At 72.7% G+C, this 26,411-nt stretch carries 28 protein-coding genes; 11 read left to right on the forward strand and 17 right to left on the reverse strand.

The annotated features are described in order from the left end of the window. The first annotated feature begins 17 nt into the window (after window positions 1-17). Entirely contained in the window at window positions 18-416 is a 399-nt protein-coding gene (locus AB0I67_RS25950; protein WP_357928081.1) for a hypothetical protein, read from the forward strand. A 3-nt stretch (window positions 417-419) separates the two neighbouring features. Here the strand turns inward: AB0I67_RS25950 and AB0I67_RS25955 are convergent, their stop codons facing one another. Further along, window positions 420-689 carry a hypothetical protein gene (locus AB0I67_RS25955; protein ID WP_357928083.1) on the reverse strand — a complete coding sequence of 90 codons (270 nt, stop codon included), beginning with the start codon at window positions 687-689 and terminating at the stop codon, window positions 420-422. Window positions 690-713: 24 nt separating this feature from the next. Here AB0I67_RS25955 and pcp point away from each other — a divergent pair, with 24 nt between their 5' ends. Further along, complete coding sequence (gene pcp / locus AB0I67_RS25960) at window positions 714-1,334, forward strand: pyroglutamyl-peptidase I (RefSeq protein WP_357928085.1); 621 nt, start codon at window positions 714-716, stop codon at window positions 1,332-1,334. A 4-nt stretch (window positions 1,335-1,338) separates the two neighbouring features. After that, window positions 1,339-2,142, forward strand: coding sequence for an orotidine-5'-phosphate decarboxylase (gene pyrF / locus AB0I67_RS25965; protein WP_357928087.1), 804 nt, complete (start codon window positions 1,339-1,341; stop codon window positions 2,140-2,142). 4 nt (window positions 2,143-2,146) lie between these two features. Here pyrF and AB0I67_RS25970 read toward each other — a convergent pair whose 3' ends face one another. Continuing rightward, entirely contained in the window at window positions 2,147-3,046 is a 900-nt protein-coding gene (locus AB0I67_RS25970; RefSeq protein WP_357928089.1) for an oxidoreductase, read from the reverse strand. Between the two features lie 64 nt (window positions 3,047-3,110). On the opposite strand from AB0I67_RS25970, the gene AB0I67_RS25975 reads away from it, so the two are divergent. Next, window positions 3,111-3,677 carry a TetR family transcriptional regulator gene (locus tag AB0I67_RS25975; RefSeq protein ID WP_357928091.1) on the forward strand — a complete coding sequence of 189 codons (567 nt, stop codon included), beginning with the start codon at window positions 3,111-3,113 and terminating at the stop codon, window positions 3,675-3,677. A 19-nt stretch (window positions 3,678-3,696) separates the two neighbouring features. On the opposite strand, the gene AB0I67_RS25980 is transcribed toward AB0I67_RS25975, so the two are convergent. Further along, a complete protein-coding gene (locus AB0I67_RS25980) occupies window positions 3,697-4,695 on the reverse strand; it encodes a zinc-dependent alcohol dehydrogenase family protein (RefSeq protein WP_357928093.1) in 999 nt (332 codons plus the stop codon). 118 nt (window positions 4,696-4,813) lie between these two features. Here AB0I67_RS25980 and AB0I67_RS25985 point away from each other — a divergent pair, with 118 nt between their 5' ends. Continuing rightward, the gene (locus tag AB0I67_RS25985; protein ID WP_357928095.1) at window positions 4,814-5,152 is read left to right on the forward strand and encodes a helix-turn-helix transcriptional regulator; all 339 of its coding nucleotides are present in this window, start codon (window positions 4,814-4,816) and stop codon (window positions 5,150-5,152) included. On the opposite strand, the gene rbsK is transcribed toward AB0I67_RS25985, so the two are convergent. From rbsK to AB0I67_RS26035, 10 genes are all read right to left on the reverse strand, one after another. Further along, entirely contained in the window at window positions 5,149-6,030 is an 882-nt protein-coding gene (rbsK, locus tag AB0I67_RS25990) for a ribokinase (protein ID WP_357928097.1), read from the reverse strand. The genes AB0I67_RS25985 and rbsK overlap by 4 nt on opposite strands. Continuing rightward, window positions 6,011-7,357 (reverse strand): ADP-ribosylglycohydrolase family protein, encoded by a 1,347-nt coding sequence (locus AB0I67_RS25995; RefSeq protein WP_357928099.1) that lies wholly within the window; start codon window positions 7,355-7,357, stop codon window positions 6,011-6,013. The genes rbsK and AB0I67_RS25995 overlap by 20 nt, the downstream gene beginning before the upstream one ends. Further along, complete coding sequence (locus AB0I67_RS26000; protein ID WP_357928101.1) at window positions 7,354-8,493, reverse strand: ADP-ribosylglycohydrolase family protein; 1,140 nt, start codon at window positions 8,491-8,493, stop codon at window positions 7,354-7,356. The genes AB0I67_RS25995 and AB0I67_RS26000 overlap by 4 nt, the downstream gene beginning before the upstream one ends. Beyond that, window positions 8,490-9,494: an ADP-ribosylglycohydrolase family protein gene (locus AB0I67_RS26005; RefSeq protein WP_357928103.1), complete on the reverse strand. Its 1,005-nt coding sequence runs from the start codon at window positions 9,492-9,494 to the stop codon at window positions 8,490-8,492. Before AB0I67_RS26005 ends, AB0I67_RS26000 begins: the two co-directional genes overlap by 4 nt. Window positions 9,495-9,501: 7 nt before the next feature. Next, window positions 9,502-10,587 carry an ADP-ribosylglycohydrolase family protein gene (locus tag AB0I67_RS26010; RefSeq protein ID WP_357928105.1) on the reverse strand — a complete coding sequence of 362 codons (1,086 nt, stop codon included), beginning with the start codon at window positions 10,585-10,587 and terminating at the stop codon, window positions 9,502-9,504. Window positions 10,588-10,590: 3 nt separating this feature from the next. Then, on the reverse strand, window positions 10,591-11,898 hold the full coding sequence (locus AB0I67_RS26015; RefSeq protein ID WP_357928107.1) for a sugar ABC transporter substrate-binding protein: 1,308 nt from the start codon (window positions 11,896-11,898) through the stop codon (window positions 10,591-10,593). 13 nt (window positions 11,899-11,911) lie between these two features. After that, window positions 11,912-12,730, reverse strand: a complete 819-nt coding sequence (locus tag AB0I67_RS26020; protein WP_357928109.1) for a carbohydrate ABC transporter permease — start codon at window positions 12,728-12,730, stop codon at window positions 11,912-11,914. Beyond that, window positions 12,727-13,641 (reverse strand): sugar ABC transporter permease, encoded by a 915-nt coding sequence (locus tag AB0I67_RS26025; RefSeq protein WP_357928111.1) that lies wholly within the window; start codon window positions 13,639-13,641, stop codon window positions 12,727-12,729. The genes AB0I67_RS26020 and AB0I67_RS26025 overlap by 4 nt, the downstream gene beginning before the upstream one ends. Next, window positions 13,638-14,645, reverse strand: a complete 1,008-nt coding sequence (locus tag AB0I67_RS26030) for a LacI family DNA-binding transcriptional regulator (protein WP_357928112.1) — start codon at window positions 14,643-14,645, stop codon at window positions 13,638-13,640. The genes AB0I67_RS26025 and AB0I67_RS26030 overlap by 4 nt, the downstream gene beginning before the upstream one ends. A gap of 163 nt (window positions 14,646-14,808) precedes the next feature. Beyond that, window positions 14,809-15,984 (reverse strand): MFS transporter, encoded by a 1,176-nt coding sequence (locus AB0I67_RS26035; RefSeq protein WP_357928114.1) that lies wholly within the window; start codon window positions 15,982-15,984, stop codon window positions 14,809-14,811. 20 nt (window positions 15,985-16,004) lie between these two features. Between AB0I67_RS26035 and AB0I67_RS26040 the strand changes: the two genes are divergently transcribed. The 3 genes from AB0I67_RS26040 to mihF all read left to right on the forward strand — a co-directional run bounded on the left by AB0I67_RS26040 (window position 16,005) and on the right by mihF (window position 18,129). Continuing rightward, window positions 16,005-17,219 carry an ROK family protein gene (locus AB0I67_RS26040; protein WP_357928116.1) on the forward strand — a complete coding sequence of 405 codons (1,215 nt, stop codon included), beginning with the start codon at window positions 16,005-16,007 and terminating at the stop codon, window positions 17,217-17,219. 97 nt (window positions 17,220-17,316) lie between these two features. Then, the gene (locus AB0I67_RS26045; RefSeq protein WP_357928118.1) at window positions 17,317-17,721 is read left to right on the forward strand and encodes a heme-binding protein; all 405 of its coding nucleotides are present in this window, start codon (window positions 17,317-17,319) and stop codon (window positions 17,719-17,721) included. A 102-nt stretch (window positions 17,722-17,823) separates the two neighbouring features. After that, on the forward strand, window positions 17,824-18,129 hold the full coding sequence (gene mihF, locus AB0I67_RS26050) for an integration host factor, actinobacterial type (RefSeq protein ID WP_357928120.1): 306 nt from the start codon (window positions 17,824-17,826) through the stop codon (window positions 18,127-18,129). A 111-nt stretch (window positions 18,130-18,240) separates the two neighbouring features. Here the strand turns inward: mihF and AB0I67_RS26055 are convergent, their stop codons facing one another. Then, the gene (locus tag AB0I67_RS26055; protein ID WP_357928121.1) at window positions 18,241-18,888 is read right to left on the reverse strand and encodes a response regulator transcription factor; all 648 of its coding nucleotides are present in this window, start codon (window positions 18,886-18,888) and stop codon (window positions 18,241-18,243) included. Next, window positions 18,879-20,126 carry a sensor domain-containing protein gene (locus tag AB0I67_RS26060; protein ID WP_357928122.1) on the reverse strand — a complete coding sequence of 416 codons (1,248 nt, stop codon included), beginning with the start codon at window positions 20,124-20,126 and terminating at the stop codon, window positions 18,879-18,881. Before AB0I67_RS26060 ends, AB0I67_RS26055 begins: the two co-directional genes overlap by 10 nt. Before the next feature lie 155 nt (window positions 20,127-20,281). Between AB0I67_RS26060 and AB0I67_RS26065 the strand changes: the two genes are divergently transcribed. Then, complete coding sequence (locus AB0I67_RS26065; RefSeq protein WP_357928124.1) at window positions 20,282-21,601, forward strand: acyltransferase; 1,320 nt, start codon at window positions 20,282-20,284, stop codon at window positions 21,599-21,601. On the opposite strand, the gene AB0I67_RS26070 is transcribed toward AB0I67_RS26065, so the two are convergent. Then, a complete protein-coding gene (locus AB0I67_RS26070; protein ID WP_357928125.1) occupies window positions 21,585-22,589 on the reverse strand; it encodes a DUF4344 domain-containing metallopeptidase in 1,005 nt (334 codons plus the stop codon). The genes AB0I67_RS26065 and AB0I67_RS26070 overlap by 17 nt on opposite strands. A 72-nt stretch (window positions 22,590-22,661) precedes the next feature. Between AB0I67_RS26070 and AB0I67_RS26075 the strand changes: the two genes are divergently transcribed. Beyond that, on the forward strand, window positions 22,662-25,163 hold the full coding sequence (locus AB0I67_RS26075) for a DUF3516 domain-containing protein (protein WP_357928127.1): 2,502 nt from the start codon (window positions 22,662-22,664) through the stop codon (window positions 25,161-25,163). 125 nt (window positions 25,164-25,288) lie between these two features. Here AB0I67_RS26075 and AB0I67_RS26080 read toward each other — a convergent pair whose 3' ends face one another. After that, window positions 25,289-25,885 (reverse strand): hypothetical protein, encoded by a 597-nt coding sequence (locus tag AB0I67_RS26080; RefSeq protein ID WP_357928128.1) that lies wholly within the window; start codon window positions 25,883-25,885, stop codon window positions 25,289-25,291. Window positions 25,886-25,911: 26 nt separating this feature from the next. Here AB0I67_RS26080 and AB0I67_RS26085 point away from each other — a divergent pair, with 26 nt between their 5' ends. Beyond that, window positions 25,912-26,403: a DUF2087 domain-containing protein gene (locus tag AB0I67_RS26085; protein ID WP_357928130.1), complete on the forward strand. Its 492-nt coding sequence runs from the start codon at window positions 25,912-25,914 to the stop codon at window positions 26,401-26,403. Window positions 26,404-26,411 lie beyond the last annotated feature (8 nt).

The following is a 26,411-nucleotide window of genomic DNA, read 5'->3' on the forward strand; positions in this document are numbered from 1 at the left end:
TCATAGGATGTCAGCCTATGTCGGATAGAGCAGGTCCCCTGACGGACAGCGCGGCCAAGGCCAAGACCGTGGCGATGGGCGTCGATCGCGGCTCGGCGCTGCGCTTCGCCACCGAGGTGGTCGCGTGGGTGGCGACGCCGTGGGCGTTGTGGTCCACCTCCGTGCCGCTCGCGGTGCTCTCGGTGCTGCTGCTGATCGGCCTGCCCACGGTCTTCGCCACGCCGGGCTCGCGCCCGCACGTCCTGGTCCCGGTGCCCGGCTGGGTGACCGTCGGGCTGGTCGTGCTGCAGATCGCCGCGGCGGTGGTGTGCGCCTGGCTGATCTGGATCCCGCTGCTGGCCTCGGCCACCACGCTGCTCGCGGCGGTCACCGTGGCCTCCGAGCTGCCCCGCTGGCGCTGGCTGCTGGAGCGATAGCCGCTAGTCGGGGTCGTCCAGGTCGAGCAGGCCCTCGCGGGCCTCGTGCGAGTCGATCAAGGCGACCTTGACCACCGACAGCACCGCCTCCAGGGCGTCGACCGCGTCGTAGCCGGCCACCTTGCGCTCGTGCTCCCACCCGTCCAGCCCGTCGATGCGGTAGGGACAGGCCCACTCCCCCGAGGGCTCCTCCACCGGCAGGCCGATCGACACCACGACCTCGCGTGGCGGCGCCGAGTGCAGCCACAGCGTGCGCCGGGCGATCTCATACATGCGGATGATCTACCCTTCCTGGTTGTGCGCACTCTTCTGACCGGTTTCGAGCCGTTCGACGGATCCGACGTCAACCCCTCCTTCGAGGCGGTCCGGCTCGTCCCCGGCGTCGCCGTCGCCGAACTGCCCTGCGTCTTCGCCACCTCGCTGGCCGCGCTGCGGGCCGCGATCGACGAGCACCGGCCGGACCTGGTGCTCTGCGTCGGCCAGGCGGGCGGCCGGGCCGGGATCACCGTGGAGAAGGTCGCGGTCAACCTGATCGAGGCGCGCATCCCCGACAACGCCGGCGCCCAGCCGCTCGACGAGCCCGTGGTGCCGGGCGGCCCGGCCGCCTACTTCGCGCACCTGCCGGTCAAGGCCATGGTCGGCGCGGTCCGCGCCGCTGGCCTGCCCGCCGCGGTCTCCTACTCGGCCGGGACGTTCGTCTGCAACCAGGTCGCCTACGGCCTGGCCCACCTCATCGAGACCGAGCTGCCGCACCTGCGCGGCGGGTTCGTGCACGTCCCCTACTCCCCCGCCCAGGTCGTCGCGGGCGACCAGCCGAGCATGGCGATCCCGGAGATCGCGCGGGCGCTCGACTTGTTGGTTCGGACGGCCACGACCGTCCAAGTAGATGTCCAGGCCGTCGCCGGCGAGATAGCCTGATGTGATGCGTGAGCCATTCGGGACCAGGCTGCGGGCGGCCATCGACAAGCGCGGGCCGCTGTGCGTGGGCATCGACCCCCACCCGGCGCTGCTCGACGCGTGGGGCGTGGGCGACTCGCCGGCCGGGCTCGAACGGTTCTGCCTGACCGTCGCCGAGGCCGCCGCCGACCTGGCCGCCGTGGTCAAGCCGCAGTCGGCCTTCTTCGAGCGCTGGGGCAGCCGGGGCGTCGCCGTCCTGGAACGGCTGCTCGCCGAGCTGCGCGAGGCCGGCACGCTGGTCGTGCTCGACGTCAAGCGCGGCGACATCGGCAGCACCATGGCCGGCTACACCGAGGCCTACCTCGACCACGACAGCCCGCTGGCCTGCGACGCGATCACCGTCAGCCCCTACCTCGGCTTCGGGTCGCTGCGCGGGGCCGTCGCCGCCGCGTACGCCGCCGACGCCGGGCTGTTCGTGCTCGCCCGCACCTCCAACCCCGAGGCCGCCGAGCTCCAGGACCTGGTCGCCGGGCAGGTCTTCGACGGGGTCGGCGCGGCCAACGCCGGGCGCGAGCCGCTCGGCTCGATCGGCGTCGTGGTCGGGGCCACGCTGTCCTCGGCCGGTTACCCGCTGGAGCGGCTCAACGGGCCGGTCCTGGCGCCCGGGCTCGGCGCCCAGGGCGCCTCGGCCGCCGACGTCGCCCGGCTGTTCTGGCCGGTACGGCAGGCGGTCCTGCCCTCGGTGTCGCGTGCCGTACTCGAAGACCCGGCCAAGGTCCGCGAGCGCGTCATGACCTTCCGCGACGAGTGCGCGGAAGCGCTGGCCTGAGCGCTCACCGCCCGACCGGCACGGTGACGCCGGTCAGCTCCTCCGAGAGCGTCCAGAGCCGCCGGGCCGTCTCCGGGTCGGTGGCCGAGCGCACCGGCCGCACCACGGCGGGCCAGCCGCGCATCCCCCGGTGCGGGCCGATGAACTGCCCGCTCTCGGCCTCCTCGGCGACCGCCGCGTAGACCTGGCTGAGCGCGCCCATGTCCACGGTCTGGGCCAGCAGCAGGTTGCCGAGCCGCCCGCCCAGGTTGATCAGGCCGCGCGGCCCGCTGGTCTGCAGGTTGGTGGCCGAGTAGCCGGGGTGGGCGAGCAGGCTGCGCACGGCCGAGCCGGAGGCGCGCAGCCGCCGGTCGAGCTCCAGCCCGAACAGCACGTTGGCGAACTTCGACTGCGCGTAGTGCCGCAGCGGCGAGTAGGAGCGCTCGCCGTTGGGGTCGGCGAAGTCGAGGCGGCCGCGGCGGTGCAGGTCGGAGCTGACCGTCACCACCCGGCCGTCGGAGCTCAGCCGGTCGAGCAGCAGGCCGGTGAGCGCGAAGTGGGCCAGGTGGTTGGCGCCGAACTGCAGCTCGAAGCCCTGCTTGGTGAGGGTGCGCGGCGGCATCATCACCCCGGCGTTGTTCATCAGCACGTCGATGGGCTCGTCCACGCCGGCGGCGAAGGCGTGCACGGTGTCGAGGTCGGCCAGGTCGATCCGGCGCACCTCCAGGGCGGCGCCCGGCACCGCGGTCTCGATCTCCGCTTTGGCCCGGCGGCCCTTGTTCTCGTCGCGCACGGCCATGATCACCCGGGCGCCCCTGCGGGCCAGTTCGCGGGTGCTCACGTAGCCGAGCCCGCTGTTGGCGCCGGTCACGATCATCGTCTTGCCGGTGAGGTCGGGCAGGTTCGCGTACGTCCAACGGTCCATGCGTCCCAGAGTGCCTCTGATGGCACTCAGTGTCAAGGAGTGCATGCGGTGCTATCCTGGGCCGGTGAGTTTCCTCGAACGCAAGCGCCAGCTCGTCAAGGACGAGCTCTCGCACACCGCCGCCCAGCTCATCGCGCGCAACGGCTACGAGGAGACCACCGTCGAGCAGATCGTCGAGGCGGCCGGGGTGTCGCGGCGGACCTTCTTCCGCTACTTCCGCTCCAAGGAGGACGTGATCGTCGAGGTGCTCACCGCGGTCGGCGAGCACACCCGCGCCATCGTCGCCGCGCGTCCGGACGGCGAGCCGCCCGGCGCGTCGGTCCGGCACGCGCTGGAGGAGCTGACGCGGCACTACCTGGAGTTCCCGGAGAAGGCGCTCGCGCTCACCCGGCTCATCCTCGGCACGCCCGCGCTCCGGGCCCGCTACCTGGACCGGCAGTTCGAGTGGCGGCAGGGCGTGGCCGCCGAGCTGCTGCCCCGCTGCGCCGGCGACCGGCTCCGCGCCGAGCTGATCTCGGGGGTCGGCTTCGCCACGCTGGACGTGGCCATGGCCGGATGGGCCGAGGCCGGGGACGAGCTGCCGCAGGTGCTCGCCCGCGCCCTGGAGCTGTCCCGGCTCGACCAGCTCTGACCGGCCGCCCCCGCCGAGGTCAGCGGCCGACGGTGAGCACGATCTTGCCGATCTGCTCGCCCGCCTCCATGTACCGGTGGGCGTCGGCCACCCGCTCCAGCTCGAAGGTGCGGTCCACCACCGGGCGGAAGGCCCCGGCGGCCAGCCCGGAGGTGACGAACGCCTCGGCCCGGCGCAGCCTCGCCGGGTCGCGCGTCGTCTCGTGCATCGTGTAGGTGCGGATGTTGAGCGCGGGCATGCCCAGGTCGAAGCCCGGATACGGGGTCACCTCGCCGCTGACCGCCCCGTAGAGGAACAGCGTGCCGCCGGGGGCGACCGCCCTGGCCAGGTCGAGCACGCCCGGTCCGGCGACGGCGTCGAAGACCAGTTCCGCGCCGCGCCCGCCGGTCAGGCCGAGCACGCGCTCGGACACGCTCTCCTCGCCGGTGACGACGACCTCCTCGGCGCCCGCCTCGATCAGGGCCTGCTTCTTGGCCGGCGTGCGGGTGGTGGCGATCGGCCGCGCCCCGACCCGGCGGGCGACCTGGATGGCCGCCAGGCCGACGCTGCTGGAGGCCGCGGTGAGCACCACCGTGTCGCCCGCGCGCATCCCGCCCACCTCGACCAGCGCGCCGTAGGCCGTCACGTACGGCATCCAGACCGCCGCCGCCTCGACCGCGTCGAGCCCCTCCGGCCGGTGCAGCACCGCCGCGGCGGGCACGATCGCCCGCTCGGCGTAGAGCGGGTAGTCGTTCATCGAGAAGGCCGGCACCACGCTGACCGGCCGGCCGGACTCGAACCCGCCCACTCCGGGCCCCACCGCCTCGACCACCCCGGCCGCCTCGGCGCCCAGCCCGGCCGGGAAGCTCCTGGCCGCCTCGATGTAGTGCCCGCTGCGGAACAACACCTCGGCCCGGTTGACGCCGATCGCCTCCACCGCGATCCGGACCTCGCCCGGCCCGGGCTCGCCCACCGCCACCTCCTCCAGCCGCAGCACCTCAGGCCCGCCGTACTCGTGGAAGCGCACCGCTCTGCTCATCGCCCGCACCTTTCTCGTCATCGGTGCCGCCGACTCAAGCACGAAAGGACGATCACCGTCAAACTTCGATCGTCATGGTACTTTGATGGCTGCCGGACCAACCACAGGAGACGCCCCGATGCCCCGAGCGCAGCAGGCCGAGCGGGTCCCCCCGCACCCCGACCTCGCCGACGTCACCTTGCAGCAGGTGCTGGAGGCGCTGGTCGACCCGGTGCGACGGCTCATCGTCACCGCGCTGCACGCCGCCGAGACGGACGTCGCGTGCGGGGCCATCGACCTGCCGGTCGGCAAGTCCACCGCCACCCACCACTTCCACGTGCTGCGCGAGGCGGGCGTCATCCGCCAGCACTACCGGGGCACCTCCCGGCTGAACACCCTGCGCCGGGAGGAGTTCGAGGCCGCCTTCCCCGGCCTCCTGGACCTGGTCGTGCGCGCCTCGCAGCCGCGGGCGGACTAGCGGGCGGCGTCGATCTCGGCGCGGTGCGGCATGGAGGTGCTGGCCCCGGCCTTCTGGACCGACAGCGCGGCGGCGACCGAGGCGAAGCGCAGGGCCTCGGCCGGGACGAGCCCCTCGGCGCGGGCCACGGCCAGGGCGCCGACGAAGGTGTCGCCGGCGGCGGTGGTGTCCACGGCCTGCACCGGGATGGCGGCCACGCGCAGGCGGTCGCCGGTGCGGGAGCCGTACAGGGCGCCCTTGGAGCCGAGCGTGACGACCACCTCGGGGACCCGGTCGAGCAGCAGGTCGAGGGCCTGAGCCGGGTCGGTGGAGCCGGTGAGGTCGGCGGCCTCGTGCTCGTTCGGGACGAGCAGGGTGACCGCGTCGAGCAGGGCGTCGGGCAGCGGCTGCGAGGGGGCCGGGGTGAGGATGACCGGCACGCCCGCCGCGCGGGCCGCCAGGGCCGCCTCGGTGACGGCCTCCATCGGCAGTTCGAGCTGGAGCAGCAGCGCCTGCGAAGCGGCGATCATCGCCTCGTCGGCCGGGGTGAGGCTCTTGACCTCGCCGTTGGCCCCCGGCACCACGATGATCGAGTTGGCGCCGCCGCCGTCGACGACGATGTGCGCGATGCCGCTCGCGCCGGGGAGCTGCCGCAGCAGGCTGACCTCGATCCCGGCCTCGACCAGCACGGCGCGCAGGGCGATGCCGAAGCCGTCGTCGCCGACGGCCCCGAGGAAGGCGACCTCCGCGCCGGCGCGGGCCGCGGCGATCGCCTGGTTGGCGCCCTTACCGCCGGGGATGGTGTGGAAGGCCCGGCCGGTCACCGTCTCGCCAAGCTTGGGCGCTTGGTCGACGTAGGCGACGAGGTCCATGTTGGCGCTACCGAAGACCGAGATCATGCGTCCATCCTCCCAGCTCAGTGAGGCTGATGCCGTCGAAGCCGGTCAGGCTGCTGGCCAGGCTGTCCCGCATCCGCCACTGCTCGGGCACGCCCCAGAGCGCCCCGGCGACGGAGCCGGCGGTGGCGCCGGCGGAGTCGGTGTCCCAGCCGGCGGCGACCGCCCCGGCGATGGCGGTGGTGAAGTCGCGGGCGTGCACGAGCGCGGCGGCCACGACGGCGGCGTTGTTGATCGTGTGCACCCAGTGCAGGTGGCCGTGGCGCTGGTAGAGCCGGTCCACGACCTCCTCGAAGGAGGCGAGCGAGGAGGCGTCCTCGACCGCCTGCCGTACGGCTCGCGCCAGCCGGGAGGCGGGCGGGATCACGGCCAGGCCGGCCTCGACGACCTCCAGCGCGGAACCGGCCGCCAGCGACCGGGCGCACATGGCCGCGGCGAACATGGCCCCGTACAGGCCGTTGGCGGTGTGAGTGAGGCGGGCGTCGCGCCAGGCGTGCTCGGCCGCGGTCCACGGGTCGCCCGGGTTGGTCCAGCCGTACACGTCGGTGCGGATCAGCGCGCCGATCCACTCGCGGAACGGGTTGCGGTAGGTCGCGACCTGCGGGATCTCCAGGCCGTCGAGCAGGTTGCGGTAGGCGACCCGCTCGGCGGTGAAGGTCCGCCCGGCCGGCAGCTCGTCGAGCCAGAGCCCGGCGACCTGCTCGGTGGTGAACTCGCGCCCGTGCCGGCGCAGCACCGACAGCGCCAGCAGCGGGTAGTTCAGGTCGTCGTCCTCGGGGATGCCGTCGATGTTCTCGGCCAGCGAGTTCACCGCGCTGCGCCGGTTCCACGGCCAGCGCCGGGCGATCTCCTCCGGCAGCCCCTCGGCGGTGAACCAGCTCCGGAGGGGCCAGTTGCCGGTCGCCTCGGCGATTTCGCGGATCGCCTCGCGCGGCAGCTTCTCGACCGGCTTGCCAAGGACGCACCCGGCGGCGCGGCCCTGCCAGGCGGCCAGGATCCGCTCCCGGTCCACCGGCACCCGCCCCGGCCGCTCCGCGGGCCAGTGCGCGGTGATCCCGGCCAGGTCGGACGGCTCCTGCTCGGCCAGCGGCGAGGGGATGGCGGCCAGCTCGTCGAGCAGGTCCTCGGCCAGGCCGCGCAGGTGGGCGGCCTGGCCGGTGGAGGCGCCGGCGCGCGGCGGGGCGTCGTGCCCGCCCGCCGCGTGCCACCGCTCCGCGATCCGCGCGACCCGCCCGTCGCCCCCGTCGGCCGGGTGACGGCCGTCCTCGGCGGCCTGGCGCAGCTCGTGGCCGATCAGGTCCTCGGGCTGGACCCAGGTGAGCCGGATCACTCGCCCGCCAGGTGGGCGAAGGTCTCCTCGTGCGCGCGCCGCCGCCGCAAGTCCAGGGCGTACACCTGGCGAGCGACCCGGGCGATCGCCAGGCCGGGCTCCACCAGGTCGGTACGGCTGGCCTCGGCGACCTGCGCGAGCCAGTCGGACGGCACCCCGGCCAGCCCGCCGAGCGCACCGGCGATGGCCCCGCCCATCGAGGCGATGGAGTCGGCGTCCCGCCCGTAGTTCACCCCGCCCAGCACCGTCTCACGGAAGTCGCCCTTGGCGATCACCAGGAAGGCCAGCGCCAGCGGCAGTTCCTCGATGCTGTGCAGCCGGCTCGGCCGCCGGGCGCCGAGCCCCTGGTCGCGGTAGGTGTCGGCGACCGTGTCGTAGGGCCGGACCGCCTCGCGCAACGCCTCGAAGGAACCCTTCCAGTGCCCGAGGTCGCGGGCGCGGGAGCAGACGGCGTCGATGGCCGCCTTGGTCCCGTCCTTGGCCAGGGCCAGGCAGGCGGCGACCACGGAGTCGGCGGTCGCGCCCGGCCGCATGGCCTCGGCGACCGCGGCGGCCATGACGCCGGCCGCCTCGCGGCCGTAGCTCGACTGGTGGGCGCCGGCCAGGTCGATCGCCTCGGCGTAGGCCCGCTCCGGGTTGCCCGCGTTCACCACGCCCACCGGCGCCATGTACATGGCCGCGCCGCAGTTGACGATGTTGCCCGTGCCGGCCTCACGCGGGTCCACGTGCCCGTAGTGCAGCCGGGCGACCAGCCACTTCTCGGCCAGGAAGATCCGCTGCAACGGCAGCGCCTCGGCCTCCAGCTCCGGGATCCACACCTTCGAGCCCATCAGCTCCGGCACCAGGTGATCGGCGGCGGAGTAGGCGTCGAGGTGGTCGCCGGCCTTCTCATACACGCGGATCAGCGCGTGCGTCATCAGGGTGTCGTCGGTGATGTGCCCGTCACCCTTGTGGTAGGGCGCGATCGGCCGCGCGTTGCGCCAGTCGGCGTTGTACGGCGGGACGATCCCCTCGACCAGCCCCCCGTAGCGCGTGACGATCTGCTCGGGCGTCCACCCCTCGGTCGCCCCGCCCAGCGCGTCGCCGACCGCCGCTCCCGCCACGCATCCGGCGGCCTTGTCCTCAAGCGGCGTCATGCGATCCCCTCCACGATGTCCAACAGATCTCTCCCACCCAGGTCGGGCAGGCAGCAGCCGGACAGTCTCCGTGCCGCGGCCGCCCATTGCTCAGGTATCACGCTTGCTCCCCCGCAGGCTCCCACGAGCGCGCCGGTCAACGCGGGCGCGGAGTCGGCCGTCGCGGCCAGGCAGGCCGCCGCCGGGATCGCGGCCACCGTGCCGCCGGACACCTCGGCCAGCGCCAGCGCGATCGGCACGGTGACCGAGGCGGCCACGCCGTAGCTGTAGACGTGGTCGATCAGCTCGGCGTCCAGCGCCGGGAGCGCGGCGAAGGCGTCCCCGGCGGCCCTGGCGGCCTTGAGCGCGCGGCGGGCGTTGAGCCCGATCGCGGTGTCCTCCGGCAGCACGTCCAGCGCCGCCCGCACGGCCCGCCGCACGTCGCCGGAGGCGATCGCCTCGCGGACCGCCGCGGCCATGGCCAGCGCGCCCAGCACGCCGTCGCCGGAGTTGGTCACCGCCGCGTCGGCGGCCGGGTCCAGCCCGCGCACGCCGAAGGCGACGGCCCGCACCGCGGCGGCGTCGTCGAAGAAGTGCGGGTTGTCGTGCCCGCTGGCCGGCGGCTCCAGGCCCCGCGCCAGGTTGTCGAGGGCGGTCGCCACCGAGATGCGCGCCCGCACCTCCTCGCGCCCGGCCAGGGCGCGGAAGGCCGCCACCCGCGCCCGTCCCCCGGCCGGATCGGCGCCGGCGTCTTTGGCGGCGGCGTCGAGGGTCAGCAGGGTCCAGGCCACCCACTCGGCGTCGTCGGACGGCCCCAGCGCCAGCGGCGCGGTGGGCTGGTTGAGCGCGAAGGGCACCGGCAGCGTCGTGACGCGGTGCTCCTCGGCGAACGTCTCGAGCTCGCGATACAGCCGCCTGCTCCACGGCGCGTGCGCCAGCGACCGGTGGCGCGCGGCGGGCCAGCCCGCGGCGTCGCCGACGGCCAGGCCGAGCACCGCGCCGGCGGCTCTCTCCCCCGACATGATGGTTCTACAGTCCTTTCACCAGCTCGTCGGCGACGTCCAGCACGTGCCGACCGGCGACCACCGGCAGGCACTTGCCCGCCACCGGCCCGATCTGAGCGGCCCAGCGGCCCGGCACCCCCGACTCGCCCTGCCCGGCGCCGGCCAGGGCGCCGGCGATGGCGCCGATGGTGTCGGCGTCGCGGCCCAGGCTGACGCCGAAGACCACCGAGGTCTCGACGTCGCCGCCGCCGGCCAGGTAGGCGGCGAAGGCCAGGGCGACGGCCTCGGGGGCCAGGTCGGTCCAGGGGTAGTGCCGGACGACCACCGCCTCGTGCAGCGCCTCACCCAGCGCGGTCGCGCCTGCCGTACCGGCCTCGAAGAAAGCACTCGCCGTTCCCACCTGGAAGTCAGCTCCCGCCCCACCAGCCCGGGAGTCGGCTCGCGCCTGGTCGGCCAGTGCGGCGGTGACCAGGTCGACGGCGCGGCGGAGGGAGCGGCCGGTCCACGAGTCGGCGGGCACCGCCGACAAAGCGGCCTCGGCCGCCTGCGCCGGGGTGGCCCCGCCCATCGCGGCCGCCACTCCGGCGGCGACCGCACGGCCGCCGAGGATGCCCTCGCCGGCGTTGCTGACCCGCCCGTCCTGCTCCACCAGCCGGGCCGCCTCCAGGGGCTCGCCCGGGCAGAACACCCCGTAGGACGCGGCCCGCATGGCCAGCCCGTCGGACCAGCCGTGCTGGTGCCAGAGCCCGGTCAGGGGCGGTTCGAGCCCGCGCCTGAGCGCCTCGACGGCGCCCAGCTCGGAGAAGCCGGCCCCCTTCATCGGCCCGCTGATCAGCGGCAGGACCGACTCGCGGTAGGCGGCCACCACGTCCTCGGAGGTGAGCCCCCGCCCGTGCCGCACCAGCAGTGAGGCGGCGAAGATGGCGTATTCGGTGTCGTCGGTCCCGCCGCCGGTGACCTCGGTCAGCCGGCCCCAGCGGGCGGTGATCTGGGCGGGCGTGAGGTTCTCCGCGGGCGCCCCGAGGGCGTCGCCGGCCGCGAGGCCGAGCAGACACCCCCGGGCGCGGTCCCGGAGCACGCTCGCCGGAATGGCGCTGTCCCCGATGGTCATGGGCTAGTACCGCTCCAGGACCTTGTTCCCTTCCTCGACGAGCTTCTTGGCGGCCTCGTCGAGGGAGATCTTGCCGGCGTAGTACTCCTGCAGGGCCGGCGTGGCCACCTTGCTCTTCCACTCGTCGTACCCGTTGACCTTGAGGAACGGGGCGACGACGAGCGACTTGACCGAGGCGGTCGCCACGTCCCAGCCGTTCTCCTTGCCGGTGATGGACGGGTCGGAGGCGGCCTTGACCGAGGTCGGCAGGAGCCAGTCACCCTTGGCCAGCTTGGCCTGGTTGGGGCCGTTCAGGAAGAACTCCATGAACTTCAGCGCCTCGTCCGGGTGCTTGCTGTCGGCGGCCACCGACAGGGTCTGCGAGACCGCGCCCTGGTTGGTGCTGGTGCCCTTCAGCGGCGGCAGGGTGATCCACTCGAAGCCCTCGGGCGCCTGCTCGACGACCTGCTGGCGCAGGTAGACGCCGACCGGGAGCATCGCGTACTCGCCCTTGTAGAAGCCGGGGAGCGGGTCGGCGGTGCCCATGCCGAGGGTCTTGGGGTCGGCCGACTTGTCCACGTGGATCTGGTTGTAGATCCGCTGCAGGACCTCCTTCTCCTCCGGGCCGACCTTGACGGTGGTCTTGCCGTCGGCGTCGGTCTGGAAGAAGGTGCCGCCGAAGTTGAGCGCCAGGTTCAGCGTCTTGTTGACCGGCGACTTCATCGGCCAGGCGACGCCGAAGGCGCCGTCCTTGGTCAGCTTCTTGCTCACCTCGGCGAACTCGTCCCAGGTCCAGGGGTTGTCCGTGGTCGGGATGCGCACCTTGGCGGCGTCGAGCAGCTTCTTGTTGGCGATGATGACCTGCGACTCCTGCAGGAAGGGCACGCCGTAGACGCCGCTCTCCTTGCCGAAGGTGACGGTGTCCCAGGCGGCCTGCGGGATGTCGCTCTTCAGCTCGGCGGGCAGCTTGTCCTTGAGGTCGAGGAGGTAGCCGCGCGAGGCGAAGTTGGACAGCGCCGGGGAGTCGTTGTGGATGACGTCTGGCGGGTCGCCACCCTCGAACTGGGTCACGAGCTGGTCGTTGACGTTGTCCCAGGAGCCCTGGACGTAGGTGACCTGGATGCCGGGATTGGCCTTGTTCCACTCCTCGACGATGGCCTTGTTGGCCTCGACGGACTCCTTCTGCCACGCGAGGGACAGGAAGTCGAGCTTCACCGGCTCGGCGGCCTTGGGCGCTTCGCTCGAGGTGCCGCCCTGGGGGGAACCGCCACTGCCGCACGCGGCGGCGAGGGCGAGCAACGCCGCTGCCGCCACGGCAGATTTGATGCGCATATCGCGACTCCTTCTAGCCCTTGACGGCTCCGGCCATGAGGCCGGACTTCAGCCGTCGCTGGATGATTGCGAAGAAAATCAGACTGGGGATCGTCGCCATGAGTGAGGCGGCGGCGAGCGGGCCGAGCCTGGCCACCCCCTCCGGGCCGGTGAACCGCGCCAGCATCAGAGGGAGCGTCATCACGTCGGGGTCCTTCAGGACCACGAGCGCGAAGAGGAACTCGTTCCAGGAGGAGATGAACGAGAAGAGCAGGGTGGCCACCACGCCGGGGGCCAGCAGCGGCGCGACCACGCTCACGATCGAGCGCAGCCGTCCCGCGCCGTCCACCGCCGCGGCCTCCTCCAGCTCGCGTGGTACGGCACGCACGTAGCCCTGCAGCATCCACAGCGCGAACGGCAGCGTGAAGGTGACGTGCACGACCACCACACCGGCGAGCGTGTTGGTCAGCTCCAGGTTCCGCAGCACCATGAAGAGCGGGATGATGATCAGGATGAACGGGAAGACCTGGCTGACCAGCACCCATCCGGTGGCCACCCGGCTGAGCGCCCCGCGGATGCGCGCCATCGCGTAGGCGGCCGGCAGCGCCAGCACCACCGTCAGCAGCGCGCTGGCCAGCGCCACGATCAGCGACCGTACGGCGGCGCCGACCAGGTCCTGCTCGGTGAAGGCGGCGGTGAAGTTGGCCAGGGTGGGGTCGTCCGGGATCCACGCCGGGTCGGTGGAGGCCATCTCGCGCGGCGTCTTGAGCGCCGTGGACAGCAGCCACGCCAGCGGGAAGGCCAGGAAGACCATGTACGCGGCCAGCGCCACGTACTGCGAGAACCGCTTCACGAGCTCGCCTCCCTCATCTGCCGCCACAGGTAGACGCCGAGGAGGGCCAGCACCACGACCATGATGGTCAGGCCGAAGGCCGCCGCCGAGCCGAAGCGCCCGTAGCGGAAGGCCTCCTCGTAGGCGAAGAGCATGGGCAGCCGGGTGCGGCCGCCCGGCCCGCCCTGGGTCAGCACGTAGACCAGGGTGAACTGGTTGAAGTTCCACACGAAGTCGAGCGAGGTGATCGCCACGATCACCGGCTTGAGCTGCGGCAGCGTGATGTTCCTGAAGCGCTGCCAGGTGCCCGCGCCGTCGATCTTGCCCGCTTCGTACAGCTCGGCCGGCACGTTCTGCAGGCCGGCCAGGAGCACCACGGTGGTCTGGGGCATGCCGCTCCAGACGCCCATGAGGATGATCGCCGGCAGCACGAAGGTGAAGTCGGCCAGCCAGTCGATCTCGGTGCCGAGGATGCCGTTCAGGATGCCGGCGTCGGCGTGGTAGACCAGGCGCCACATCAGGCCGATGACGACCGGCGGCATCGCCCAGGGCACCACGGCCAGCACCCGGCCCACCCCGCGGAAGCGCAGCTTCTCGTTGAGCAGCAGCGCCAGGCCGAGGCCGAGCAGGAAGGTGAGCACGGTGACCGAGACGGCCCAGATCAGGCCGACGAGCATGGACTGCCAGAAGTCGGAGTCCTCGAACAGCCGGGTGAAGTTGTCGAAGCCGATGAAGCTGTAGGTGACGTTGCGCCCGGCCTTGGCGTCGGTGAAGGCCAGGGCCATGCCGTAGAGCAGGGGCCCGACGCTGAACAGCAGCACCGGCACCAGGGCCGGGAGCATCAGGACCAGCGTGTCGCGGGCCTGCTTGCCGCGCGCGGCCCGGCGGGCCGGGGTGTCCTGCTTCGGCGGTCGGGTTGCGGTGGCGGTCATGCCGGCCCCCCGGTGGATTCGCGGATGACGAGTCTGGGTTCGACGGTGACCACGCTGGGCGTGCGGTCGCCTTCTTCGAGGCGGGCCAGCAGCAGTTCGGCGGCGGCCCGGCCGCGTTCGGCCGAGCCGAGCGAGACGCTGGTCAGCGTGGGCCAGGAGGCGGCGGCCAGGTCGGTGTCGTCCATGCCGACCACCGCCACGTCCTCGGGGACCCGCCGGCCGGAGGCCCGCAGCACGTCCAGCGCGCCGAGGGCGATCAGGTCGTTGGCGCACATCAGCGCGTCGACGCCGGGCGAGCGGGCGAGCAGCTCGCGGGCCGCGCCCGCGCCCGCCTCGCGGTAGAAGTCGCCGATCTGGACCAGGCTCTCCTCGTACGGCAGGCCGAGCTCGTCGAGCGCCTCGCGGTAGGCGGCCTCGCGGGCCGCGCCGGGGACGGTGTCGAGCGGGCCGTTGAGGAAGCCGATCCGGCGGCGGCCGAGCGAGTGCAGGTGGTGGACGGCCAGCCGGACGCCGGCGCGCGAGTCGGCGCGCACGTTGTCCACCTGGGTGCCGTCCGGGACCAGGCCGATGATCACCACCGGCGCCCGTGCGGCGGCGATCATCTTGAGGTGGTCGTCGGTCACCCGGATCGGGCACATGATCAGCCCGTCCACGTACCGTTCGCCGAGGCTGTGCAGCACGTCGATCTCGTCGGCCACCACCGCGTCGGTCGAGTGCAGCACCAGCCGGTAGCCGGCCGCCTTGAGCACGGGCTGGATCTGCCGGACCATCGCCAGGTAGACCGGGTTGCCGATGTCGGCCATGGCGAAGGCGATCTGGTGGGTGCGGCGCGACTTGAGCGAGCGGGCGACGGCGTTGCGCACGTAGCCCAGCTCGTCGGCGGCCTTCATGACCTTGCGCTCGGTGTCGGGACGGGTGGGCAGCCCGTTCAGCACTCGTGACACCGAAGCGATCGAGACACCCGCGCGTTCGGCGATCGTGTTGATCGTGGGTCCGTCGGCCACCCCTGCCCCTTTCGCCTGGCGAGCCACGCTGTAAACGTTTACCGTGTGGCTCTCATGAAACCGGGCGGTAACCTAGCGGTCAAGTCACAGTCACATAACGCCACGTGACTCAGGGTAGTACTCCGCCGACAGTGTCCCGCCCGGGGGCGGCCCGGCTCCCGGGCTACACCGGCACCCTCTCGCGCGAGCGGCGGGTGAGCTCCCGCACCGCCGGCACCCCGGTGATCGCGATGATCGCGGCGAAGGCGGCGGGGATGAACAGCGAGACCCGCAGCGAGGTCTCCTCGGCCACGAACCCGAGCACCGCCGGGCCGAGCAGCAGGCCGGTGTAGCCGAAGGCGGTCACCAGCGACAACGCCTTGCCCACCGCCGCCCCCGAGGCGCCCACGGCGCTGAAGATGACCGGCACCACCGTCGCCAGGCCCACGCCGGCCAGTCCCCAGCCGGTCCAGGCCAGCGGCGTGCCGCCGAAGACCGGCGACAGCAGCACCAGGACGTACCCGGCGGTGGCCACCACCCCGGCCAGGCCGATCGTGGCCACGCTGCCCAGCCGGGCCCGGATCGGGTCGCCCAGGAAGCGCACGACGGTCATCGCGGTCGAGAAGATGGTGAAGGCCATCGGGGCGATCGCCGGGTCGCCGCCGAGCACCGTGCGGGTGTGCAGGGCCGCCCAGTCCATCGCCGCGCCCTCGGCCAGGTGCCCGGCGAAGGCCGCCACGCCCAGCACCAGCACCAGGCCCCAGCGGATGCCGCTGCCCTTGGCCTCCTCGCCCTTCGCCTCGCGCGCCGGCGGGGGCAGCAGGGTGCCGCCCATCGCCAGGTAGAGCAGCGGCGTCACCAGCGCCCCGCCGACCAGCAGCGCCTGCGGGTCGAGCCGCGCGGTGAGCGCGAGGGAGGTGATGCCGCCGCCGACCGCGCCGCCCAGGCTCCAGGTGCCATGGAAGGCGGAGATGATCGGCCTGCCGTACAGGCGCTCGACCTCGACGGAGTGGGTGTTGATGGCCACCTCGACGACGCCGATGCCGAGGCCGAACACCACGGCGGCGACGGCCAGGGTGAGATAGTCGGGCGCCAGCGCCGGGCCGAGCAGGGCCAGCGAGCACAGCGGGCCGGCGACCCGGCTCATCGTCCGGCTCGACCAGCGGTCCACCAGGTGGCCGGCGGCCAGCATGGAGACCAGCGCGCCCACCGAGACCAGCAGCAGGACGGTGCCCAGCCGCGCGGGGCCGAGATCCAGCCGGTCGTTCAACGAGGGCAGCCCGGCGGCCCACAGGCCGATGGTGACGCCGAGGAAGAAGAAGTAGCCGAACATGCCCCAGCGGGCGCGCCTTTTGTTCACGACTAGAGCATAATCAGAGGATGATGCCCACCGTAAGTGGCGATCTGCGAGCTCTTAACCGGATCCGGGTGCTTCGCGCCGTGCACGACTGCGGGGGCAGCCGGACCCGCGCCCAGCTCACCCGCGAGCTCGACCTGGCGCGCGGGACCGCGTCCGTGCTGGTCGGCGAGCTGATCGAGAGCGAGCTGCTGGCCGAGACCCCGGCCGCCGAGCACGCCCGAGGCCGGCCCACCCTCGTGCCGGGACCGCACCCGCGCGGGCCGCAGGCGCTGGCGGTGGACCTGCGCGAGGACGAGTGGGAGATCGCGGTCTGCGAGCTCGGCGGGCGGGCGACCACCCTGGAGGTCCGGCCGCACGACGGCACCCCCGAAGGCGCCTTCCTGCCGATCGGCGCCGCCCTGCGCGCGCTGGTCGGCCCGCGCACCGTCGGCGTGGGCGTCGCCGTCGCCGGCCCGGTACGGCAGGCCGCACCCGGCGAGGACCCCCTGGTGGACATCGCGCACCTGCGCTGGCGCGACGTCCCCGTGGGCGAGCTGCTCTCGCTCGGCGCGGTCCCCCTGCACCTCGGCAACGACGCCCGCCTGGCCGCCCTCGCCGAGGCCAGGCGCGGCCAGATGCGCGGCGTCGAGGTGGGCCTGCACCTGCACATCGCCTTCGACCTGGGCGGCTCGCTGCTGGTCGGTGGGCGGCCACTGACCGGCGCCTCCGGCACCGCCGGCGAGTTCGGGCACATGCCGATGGCCGGCGACGACGAGCCCTGCCTGTGCGGGACGAGCGGGTGCTGGGGGGTGCAGGTCGGCTCCAACGCGCTGCTGCGCCGGCTCGGCCTGCCGTACGGGGGCGGGAAGGGGCGCGCGGAGGCGGGACGGATGCTGGCACGCGCCCGCTCCGGCGACCGGGCGGCGGCCGAGGCGCTGCACGCCGTCGCCCGCGCCCTGGGCAAGGGCGCCGGGGCGCTGGTGAACGCGCACGACCCGGCCCTGGTCACCCTCTCCGGCTTCGGCGAGGACCTGCTCGGCGAGGCGCTGCGGGAGGCCTACGTGGCGGCGCTGATGGAGATGCGACGCCCCGCGCCCCCGCCGGTGGTCGCCTCCGCGCTCGGCTGGCGCGGGCCGCTTCTCGGCGCGATGGAATCGGTGTTCGATGCCTTTCTGACCCCGAATGGGGTGGAAAGGTGGCGACACGCCCGGATGCACGGTGTGATGTACACCACGTCCGCCTCCGCCCCCGTATAGCCGCACAAAGGGGTGAAAGTCCAGGTCAGGACGGCTCTTGCCGCCGATCGGGCGGCAGGGTACGGATTGCGGCGTTGCCGACCGATCTGGAGGACATGTGGACCTCGAACTGGCCCTGCGCATGTGCGAGGCGGCCGTCAAGCAGGCCGCCCGGGAGGGCGCGCTGGTCAGCGTGGCCGTGGTCGATTCGGGCGGCCACCTGGTGGCCTTCCAGCGGATGGACGGGGCCGAGATCGCCGGGCCGGTGCTGGCGCCGGGCAAGGCCTACACCTCGGTGGCGAACCGCACGTCAACAGCGGTTTTGGCGGAGTTGACCAAGCCGGGAGGTGAGCTGTTCGGGCTGGCCGGCGAGCGTTTCATCTGCTTCGGCGGCGGGGTCCCGCTGTGGGCCGGCCGGGAGGAGGACGGACGGGTGGCGGGCGGCGTCGGGGTCAGCGGCGGGAGCGTCGCGCAGGACGTCGCGTGCGCCGAGGCGGCGGCTCTGGTATGGCGAACCCGCTGAGCACCGCTTTTGGTAACACGACCCGCTGGTATCCGCCATGATTAGCCGTTGCAATACGGGTAACAGAGTCCCGGAACGAAACTCCCCGAGGAGAGATACACGATGGCACTTCCCACACTGACCCCCGAGCAGCGCAAGGCGGCTCTGGAGAAGGCCGCGCAGGCCCGCGCCGAGCGGACGGCCCTGCTGGGCAAGGTCAAGTCGGGCGAGCTGACCTTCGCCCAGCTCCTTGAGCGTGACGATGACATCGCCAAGAAGATCAAGGTCTCCCAGGCGCTTCGCGCGGTCAAGGGCATCGGTCCCGCCAAGGCGACCGCCCTGATGGAAGAGGCGGGCGTGGACGAGAAGCGCCGTCTCGGCGGCCTCGGCGCCCAGCAGCGCAAGAAGCTGGTCGAGGCGCTCGGCTAGATCCGTTTTTCCGGGGGGAAGGGCAGGGGTCCGGGGTAGGGTCCCGGGCTGTTCGTGCGGGGGAGCGACGCTCCCCCGCCCCCTTGGCCGCCCCCTGGCGCTCGGGAGCGCTCAGCTCCTGAGGTAGGCGAGGACGGCGAGCACCCTGCGGTGCTGGTCGGAGTCCTCGGCGTGCAGGTCGAGCTTGGCGAAGATGCTGCGGATGTGCTTCTCCACGGCGCCGTCGCTGATCACCAGCGCCCGGCCGATCGCCGGATTGGACTTGCCCTCCGCCATCAGCCCCAGCACCTCGCGCTCGCGCGGGGTCAGCGAGGCCAGCGGATCGTTCTTCCTGCGCCGGACCATGAGCTGGGAGACCACCTGCGGGTCGAACACCGTGCCGCCCGAGGCCACCCGGCGCAACCCCTCCAGGAACTCCTCCACGTCGATGACGCGGTCCTTCAGCAGGTAGCCGACCGCCCCGCGGGCATCGGCCAGCAGGTCGTCGGCGTAGGACACCTCCACGTACTGCGACAGGATCAGCACCGGCGCCCCCGGCACGCGGCTGCGCACCTCCACCGCGGCCCGCAGGCCCTCGTCGGTGAAGGACGGCGGCATCCGCACGTCCACCACCGAGACGTCCGGCCGGTGCTCCACGACCGCCTCCACCAGGCTGTCGCCGTCACCGACCGTCGCCACGACCTCGTTGCCGAACTCCTCCAGAAGCCTGACCAGGCCTTCCCGGATGAGAACGGCGTCGTCGGCCACCACTACCCGCACGGAACCTCCGCCACGATCATCGTCGGCCCGCCGTCCGGCGATTCCACCGCGAGCTCGCCGTCGACCGCGCGCAGCCGGTCGGCGAGGCCCTGCAGGCCGTGTCCCTTGGCGACGTGTGCGCCGCCGACCCCATCATCGCCGATGGTGAGCAGCAACGAGGAACCGGTCTTCATCAGCGTGATCGTGGCGAGCTGGGCGCGGCTGTGCTTGGCGATGTTGGTGAGTGACTCGGCGACGACGAAGTAGATCGCGTTCTCGACGGCGGCCTGGAAGCGGCCGACGACCTGGATGTCCAGCTCCACCGGGACGGTGCAGCGGCCGGCGAGCGCGGCCAGCGCGGGGGCCAGGCCCCGGTCGGACAGGATGGGCGGGGCGATGCCGCGCGACAGGGCCCGCAGTTCGTCGAGGGTCTCGCGGGTGGCGCTGATCGCCTCCTTGATGGTGACCTGGGCCGCCTCGGGGTCCTTGGCGAGCTGGCGCTGCGCCCGCGACAGCTCCATGGCCAGCGAGACCAGGCGCTGCTGCGGCCCGTCGTGGATGTCGCGCTCCAGCTTGCGCAGCGCCGCGGCCTCGGCCGATACGGCGGCGGCGCGGCCCTCGGCCAGGTCGTCGATGCGCTCCTGGAGCTCGGCCACCCGGGTGAGCAGGAGCCGGCCGTACCCGGCGCGCAGCAGGGCGCCGCCGCGCACGAGGTAGGGCAGCATCACCAGGCCGAGCACGCCGATGCCGAGGTTGATGACCAGGTTGGGCCCGTAGCCCGTCCCCACCCGGAGCACCTCGGCCAGCCCCGCGTTGCCGGGGATGCGGCTGGTGACCAGGCCGTGGATCGGATAGGTGAGCGCCGTGACCGGAATCGCCCACGCGACCAGGGTGAGCACGAAGGAGATGATCGCGAACGGCAGCAGCAGGACGCCGTGCAGCAGGTCGAGCCAGGACTGGCCGCTGGTCATCGGGTTCACCAGGCGGCGCACCCGGCCGGCGTCGGCCGGCGCGGCGCGGTAGCGGGGCCGCACCAGCGGGCGCTGCAGCACGTCGGCCATCCAGGCGCGCTCGCCGTCGGCCAGCCCGCGCGCCAGCATCAGCGTGCCGGCCAGCAGGGGCACGCCGACCCACACCACGAGCGTGCCCACGCCGGCGGCGAAGCCGACGAGCAGCAACGCGAAGCCGAGCACGGCGGTGGGGAAGCCGACAATCTGGTAGCGCGTGTCGAGGGCGACGCGCCGGATCCTGGAACGCATGGCCTCAACGCTACGGGCCGCGAGGGACGGGATCGACCCGGCGGACCCGCCTGCCGTGGTAGGGCCTGCCCTACCCTCCACCCTGCGGGGATGTCCACCCGAAGACGGTGGTCTGCGGCAGTGTGCCGGAGTCGCTCAGTCACAAGGCTAGACACATGACGCAAACCGCCCTGCTCGGCCGTGCCCGGCCACAGACCCCCCGGGACCCTTTCATCGACCTGCTGCGGGTCTTCGGCATGGCCCTGGTCGTGCTCCAGCACTGGAGCATCCCCGTGCTGGGCTTCGACGGCGCCCGGCTGAGCACCGGCAACGCGCTGGCCACCCCCGGCGTCTGGGTGGTCACCTGGATCAGCCAGGTGATGCCCCTGGTCTTCTTCGCCGGCGGCGCGGCCAACGCCATCAGCTTCCGCCGCGCCCGCGGCAACTCCCCCGCCTGGCTCGGCTCGCGGCTGCGCCGGCTGGCCTGGCCGCTGCTGCCGCTGGCGGCGGTCTGGATCCCGCTCCCGCACGTGCTCGGCGCGCTCGGCGTGCCCGAGCAGCCGCTCGAGACCGGCTCGCGGCTGACCGGCCAGCTCCTGTGGTTCCTGGCCGTCTACCTGATCGCGGTGACGGCCACGCCGTACCTGCTCAGACTGCACGCGCGGTACGGCTGGCGCGTCCCGGCCGTGCTGGGGCTGGGCGCGGTCGCCACCGACGTGCTGCGCTTCGGCACCGGTGCCGAGATGCTGGGCTACGCCAACATCGTGTTCGTCTGGCTGGCCGTGCACCAGCTCGGCTTCTTCTACGTCGACGGCCGGCTGCGCCGCACCGGGCTGCTCGCGCTGGCCGGGTACGGCGCCGCCGCGCTGCTGGTCGGCTTCGGACCCTACCCGGGCAGCATGATCGGGCTGCCGGGCGCCGAGATGTCCAACATGGCGCCGCCCACGCTGGCCATGCTGGCCGTCTCGGCCGGGCAGATCGGCCTGGCGGTGCTGCTGCGGCCGCTGATCGTGCGGCTGCCCACCGAGCGGCTGATGGGCTGGGCCGGACCGCGGATCATGACGGTGTACCTCTGGCACATGCCCGCGCTGTTCGCGGTGACCGGGGTCGTCGTGGTGCTGTTCGGGGTGGAGACGCCGCAGCCGTTCAGCGGCGGGTGGCTGGCCGGGTGGCCGCTGTGGCTGGGGCTGCTCTCGGTGGTCATGGCGTGGCTGCTGCGGGGGTTCGCACGCTTCGAGGAACCGCCTGCCGTACCGGCTCGGGAGCTGGGATGGGCGGCGGCGCTCGGCGCGGCGGTGCTGGTCGGTGGCGGGCTGCTCACGCTGACGGCGGCGGGGTTCGCGCCCGGGATCGCGCCGGTGGCCGGGACGGCCGCGCTGGTCGGCGGCCTGCTCCTCACCCGCGCCGGCCGCCGTCCGTCCGCCGCGGTCGAGCCGCCGGCGGGCCCGGCCGAGCCGCCCGCGGCCGAGCGGCTGCCGGTCAGCTCGTCGGCGTGAGCTCCGGCGCGGGCACCGTCGCCGGGTCCTCGGGCGGGGTCGAGGTGGGGAGCCCGGTCGGCGGACCGGTCGTGGACGAGGTCGGGGAGGCGGTGGGGGTGGGCGGGTCGGTGCGCATGTGCGGCGCCAGCAGCCGCCCCCACGAGTCGGCCATCTTGGCGTACTCCTGCTCGCACCGCTGAGCCCGCGCCACCGGCAGCTCCCCCTCCGCCACCAGCGGCAGGAAGGCGTTGTGGTCGGAGCCGTAGAGGTAGCACATCATCGTGTAGTACCGCTGCCCGCTGAGCGAGTGCTCGTCGGCGTAGTCCTCCTTGCCGAGCGCGCCCTCCTCGCTCTCGGCCATCCGCCCCCAGGCGCCGATGGTGGCCAGGATGCCGGTGTAGTCCTTGCTCTCCTCCGCCTCCCCGATGAGCACGAGCGCCGAGAGCTGGTCGACCGCGTCCTCCTCCTTGCCGGTGGTCGGCAGGTCGTACAGGTCGATCAGGCCGTGCCCGAGCTCGTGGAAGAAGATGCCGTTGAGCGCGCCCACGACCCGCTCGTCGACCTCCTCGGCCGGGGGCGGCTCCTCGCCCTTCTCCGGCTGGGCGAACAGCTTGCCGAGGTAGGCGGCCATCTCGTAGCACATGGTCAGCGAGCGCTCCTCCGGGTCGTAGAAGGCGTTGACCATGTCGCACTGCTTGGCCACGATCGGCACGTCCACCGGCGGCGCGAATCCGGCGTTGGCCGCCGCCGCCCACTCCTGCACCAGGTTGCGGCCGCTCATCAGCGCCGCCGCCGGCCCCAGGTCGCGGTTACCGGGCCGGACGTAACCGGCGGTGAAGCGGTAGGGCGACCCGGCACTGGGGCTGGTGCTCGGGCTGGTGCTCGGGCTGGTGCTCGGGCTGGGCGGGGGCACGGACGCCCCGCCGGCCGCGGGCCTGGCCGGCCGGAACGGGGCCACGCAACCGGCCAGCATCAGCGCGAGCACCCCGAGCACGATCAGTCTCATAGCAGTATGTAATCAGGCGCATGCGAACAGTCGCCTTACTGGGGCCGGTCAAGTCGATGAGATTATGGACGGGTGGACAACCTCCTCATCGACCGCCTCCCCGAGGACATCGACGCCGGGCCCGACGACATCTTCGAGGCCTTCTCGGCCTGGAACGCCGAGCGCGGCCTCACGCTCTATCCAGCGCAGGAGGAGGCGCTGATCGAGGTCGTCTCCGGCAACAACCTGATCCTGGCCACGCCCACCGGCTCGGGCAAGTCGCTGGTGGCCGCGGGAGCGCACTTCACCGCCCTGACCCGCGACCAGCGCACCTTCTACACCGCGCCGATCAAGGCCCTGGTGTCGGAGAAGTTCTTCGACCTGTGCGCGATCTTCGGCACCGAGAACGTCGGCATGATGACCGGCGACGCCAGCGTCAACGCCGGCGCCCCGATCATCTGCTGCACCGCCGAGATCCTGGCCAACCTGGCCCTGCGCGACGGCGCCCGCGCCGACGTGCAGCAGGTGGTGATGGACGAGTTCCACTTCTACACCGAGCCCGACCGCGGCTGGGCATGGCAGGTGCCGATCCTGGAGCTGCCGCAGGCGCAGTTCGTCCTGATGTCGGCGACGCTCGGCGACGTGGCGATGTTCGAGCGCGACCTGACCCGGCGCACCGGGCGCGCGACCTCGGTGGTCAAGCACGCCGAGCGGCCGGTCCCGCTGGTCTACTCCTACCGGATGACGCCGCTGCACGAGTCGCTGGAGGAGATGCTCTCCACCGGCCAGGCGCCGGTCTACGTGGTGCACTTCACCCAGGCCGCGGCGATGGAGCGGGCGCAGTCGCTGATGTCCATCAACATGTGCAGCAAGGCCGAGAAGGAGGCCATCGCCGCGCTGATCGGCCGCTTCCGCTTCACCACCAAGTTCGGCCAGGCCCTGTCCCGGCTGGTACGGCACGGCATCGGCGTGCACCACGCGGGCATGCTGCCGAAGTACCGCCGGCTGGTCGAGCGGCTGGCGCAGGCCGGGCTGCTGAAGGTCATCTGCGGCACCGACACCCTCGGCGTCGGCGTCAACGTGCCGATCCGCACGGTGCTGTTCACCGCGCTGTCGAAGTACGACGGCACCAAGGTGCGCCGGCTGCGCGCGCGCGAGTTCCACCAGATCGCCGGCCGGGCCGGCCGGGCCGGGTTCGACACCATCGGCTACGTCGCCTGCCAGGCGCCCGAGCACGACATCGAGAACCACCGCGCGCTCGCCAAGATCGGCGACGACCCCAAGCGGCGGCGCGGCTACGCGCGCAAGAAGGCACCGGAGGGCTTCGTCGGCTGGAGCGAGGAGACCTTCGCCAAGCTCCAGGAGGCCGAGCCAGAGCCGCTCGGCTCGCGCTTCAAGGTCAGCAACGCGATGCTGCTGGCGGTGATCAACCGGCCGGGCGACTGCTTCCAGGCGATGAAGCACCTGCTGACCGACAACCACGAAGAGCGCAAGTGGCAGCGCCGGCACATCAGCCAGGCCATCGCCATCTACCGCTCGCTGCTGGCCGGCGGCATCGTCGAGCAGCTCGCCGAGCCGGACGAGCAGGGCCGGCGGGCGCGGCTCACCATCGACCTGCAGGAGGACTTCGCGCTCAACCAGGCGCTGTCCACCTTCGCGCTGGCGGCGATGGAGCTGCTCGACCGCGAGTCGCCCACCTACGCGCTCGACATGGTCTCCATCGTCGAGTCGATCCTGGACGACCCGCGGCAGATCCTGTCGGCGCAGCTCAAGAAGGCGCGCGGCGAGGCCGTGGCGCAGATGAAGGCCGACGGCATCGAGTACGACGAGCGCATGGAGCTGCTGGCGGAGGTCATGTACCCGATGCCGCTGGAGACGCTGCTGCTCGGCGCCTACGAGACCTACCGGCGCGGGCACCCGTGGGTGGCCGACTACACCGTCAGCCCCAAGTCGGTCATCCGCGACATGTACGAGCGGGCGATGACCTTCTCCGAGTACATCTCCTTCTACGAGCTGCCGCGCTCGGAGGGCACGGTCCTGCGTTACCTGGCCGACGCCTACCGCACGCTGTCGCGCACCATCCCCGAGCACCTGAAGACCGACGACCTGGTCGACCTCATCGAGTGGCTGGGCGAGCTGGTGCGGCAGGTCGACTCCTCGCTGATCGACGAGTGGGAGAAGCTGGCCAACCCGGCCGAGGCGCTGGAGCGGCAGGAGGAGCTGGAGGCGAAGGTCCGCCCGGTCACCGGCAACCCGCGCGCCTTCCGCGTCCTGGTGCGCAACGCGATGTTCCGGCTGGTGGAGCTGGCCGCCTACGACCGGCAGGAGGAGCTGGAGGAGCTCTACCCCGACCTCGACTGGGCCGCGATGCTCGACGCCTACTACGACGAGCACGACGAGATCGGCACCGGTCCCGACGCGCGCGGGCCGGGGCTGCTGCGCATCGCCGAGGAGAGCGGGCTGTGGAAGGTGCGCCAGGTCGTGCTCGACCCGGAGGGTCACGGCGACTGGGGCTTCGACGCCGAGGTCGATCTGGCCGCCTCCGACGAGGAGGGCCGGGCCGTGCTGCACGTGCAGGGGCTCAACCGGCTCTGAGGTCCGGAGGGCGCGTGTGCCGGAGCGGACTGGCAATGGACGCCCCGGCACACGTCCACATCTCAGTCTCGGCCGGGCATCGTCCCGGTCACGTCATGGGAGTGTCGCAAGATCCGGACATTCGCTCAGTCGCAGGCCGCGACGGCGCAGATCTTGGCGAGCATGGCCTTGGCGTCCTTCTGCTGCCGGGCGTAGTCGGTGCCGGCCGGACGGCCCCACTCGCCGCTCTGGGAGTAGATCACGATCGCGTTGGCGCGGCGGGCCACGACCGCCCGCTCGCCGCCGATCGCCGGCTTGCGGCCCTGGTAGAACTGCCCGAGCACCAGGAGAGCCTCGTCACCCAGCGCGGCCGGGACGCCCTTGAAGCGGTAGGAGGCCGAGCCGTGGTCCTTGCGCACCGCGCAGGTGGTCAGGGCGGTCCGCAACGCGGTCATGCTCTCCTGCGCGGCCTGCGTGGAGGCGTACAGGATCACCTGCTCCGACTTGGCGTAGTCGGGGACCGCGGTGTAGGTGATCGTCTTGGCCGCGGTACGGCCGGCCTGCCCGAGGGCCTGCTTGTTGCACGGGTTCACCGTGAAGCGAGCGGTCTTGGCGGCGCTCACCTGCCAGCTCGTCTCCGGGTTGGCGTCCTTCTGGGCCGCGGCCTTCTCGTACAGCAGGAACCCCTTGGGGATCGGCGCGGCCAGGCCGGTGGCGACGGCTAAAAATAGGATGAGCTTCATTCGGCACATCCTGCCAAAATGGGCGGGTGAACGACGAAGAAATCCGCCGCGTGCTCGGCCTGCTCTACCAGGAGGACACGCTGCGCGCCCTGGCGGCGCTCGTGCTCGGCCAGGACGCCGCCTCCCCCGACGCGCTCGCCCGGCTGGAACGGGGCGGCCTCGCCGAGCGCGACGCCGGCGGGAGCTGGCGGGCGCGGCCGGAGCGGTTCAAGGAACTGCTCAAGAGCGTGGCGCCGGAGCCGGTCAAGCTCACCGGCGAGGAGCGCGTGCTGCGGACCTTCCTGGTGGACGGGCGGCTGCGCGAGATGCCGATGAAGCACGAGAAGCGCATGGTGGTGCTCCGGTACATCTCCCAGGTCTTCGAGCCCGGGGTGCGGTATCCGGAGAAGGAGGTCAACGTGGCGTTGCGGGCCTTCCACGACGACTACGCGGCGCTGCGGCGCTACCTCATCGACGCCGAGCTGCTGTCGCGGGAGGACAACGTGTACTGGCGCAGCGGCGGGCCCACCTCGCTCTGATCGTCGCT

This window comes from Nonomuraea sp. NPDC050310, assembly GCF_040655795.1.
Taxonomy (GTDB): Bacteria; Actinomycetota; Actinomycetes; order Streptosporangiales; family Streptosporangiaceae; genus Nonomuraea.

Coding starts and splice junctions, on each gene's coding strand:
- AB0I67_RS25950 (WP_357928081.1), top strand. CDS start 18: ATGTCGGATAGAGCAGGTCCCCTGACGGACAGCGCGGCCAAGGCCAAG.
- AB0I67_RS25955 (WP_357928083.1), bottom strand. CDS start 689: ATGTATGAGATCGCCCGGCGCACGCTGTGGCTGCACTCGGCGCCGCCA.
- pyrF (WP_357928087.1), top strand. CDS start 1,339: ATGCGTGAGCCATTCGGGACCAGGCTGCGGGCGGCCATCGACAAGCGC.
- AB0I67_RS25970 (WP_357928089.1), bottom strand. CDS start 3,046: ATGGACCGTTGGACGTACGCGAACCTGCCCGACCTCACCGGCAAGACG.
- AB0I67_RS25980 (WP_357928093.1), bottom strand. CDS start 4,695: ATGAGCAGAGCGGTGCGCTTCCACGAGTACGGCGGGCCTGAGGTGCTG.
- AB0I67_RS25985 (WP_357928095.1), top strand. CDS start 4,814: ATGCCCCGAGCGCAGCAGGCCGAGCGGGTCCCCCCGCACCCCGACCTC.
- rbsK (WP_357928097.1), bottom strand. CDS start 6,030: ATGATCTCGGTCTTCGGTAGCGCCAACATGGACCTCGTCGCCTACGTC.
- AB0I67_RS26000 (WP_357928101.1), bottom strand. CDS start 8,493: ATGACGCCGCTTGAGGACAAGGCCGCCGGATGCGTGGCGGGAGCGGCG.
- AB0I67_RS26005 (WP_357928103.1), bottom strand. CDS start 9,494: ATGTCGGGGGAGAGAGCCGCCGGCGCGGTGCTCGGCCTGGCCGTCGGC.
- AB0I67_RS26010 (WP_357928105.1), bottom strand. CDS start 10,587: ATGACCATCGGGGACAGCGCCATTCCGGCGAGCGTGCTCCGGGACCGC.
- AB0I67_RS26015 (WP_357928107.1), bottom strand. CDS start 11,898: ATGCGCATCAAATCTGCCGTGGCGGCAGCGGCGTTGCTCGCCCTCGCC.
- AB0I67_RS26025 (WP_357928111.1), bottom strand. CDS start 13,641: ATGACCGCCACCGCAACCCGACCGCCGAAGCAGGACACCCCGGCCCGC.
- AB0I67_RS26040 (WP_357928116.1), top strand. CDS start 16,005: ATGATGCCCACCGTAAGTGGCGATCTGCGAGCTCTTAACCGGATCCGG.
- mihF (WP_357928120.1), top strand. CDS start 17,824: ATGGCACTTCCCACACTGACCCCCGAGCAGCGCAAGGCGGCTCTGGAG.
- AB0I67_RS26060 (WP_357928122.1), bottom strand. CDS start 20,126: ATGCGTTCCAGGATCCGGCGCGTCGCCCTCGACACGCGCTACCAGATT.
- AB0I67_RS26065 (WP_357928124.1), top strand. CDS start 20,282: ATGACGCAAACCGCCCTGCTCGGCCGTGCCCGGCCACAGACCCCCCGG.
- AB0I67_RS26070 (WP_357928125.1), bottom strand. CDS start 22,589: ATGAGACTGATCGTGCTCGGGGTGCTCGCGCTGATGCTGGCCGGTTGC.
- AB0I67_RS26080 (WP_357928128.1), bottom strand. CDS start 25,885: ATGAAGCTCATCCTATTTTTAGCCGTCGCCACCGGCCTGGCCGCGCCG.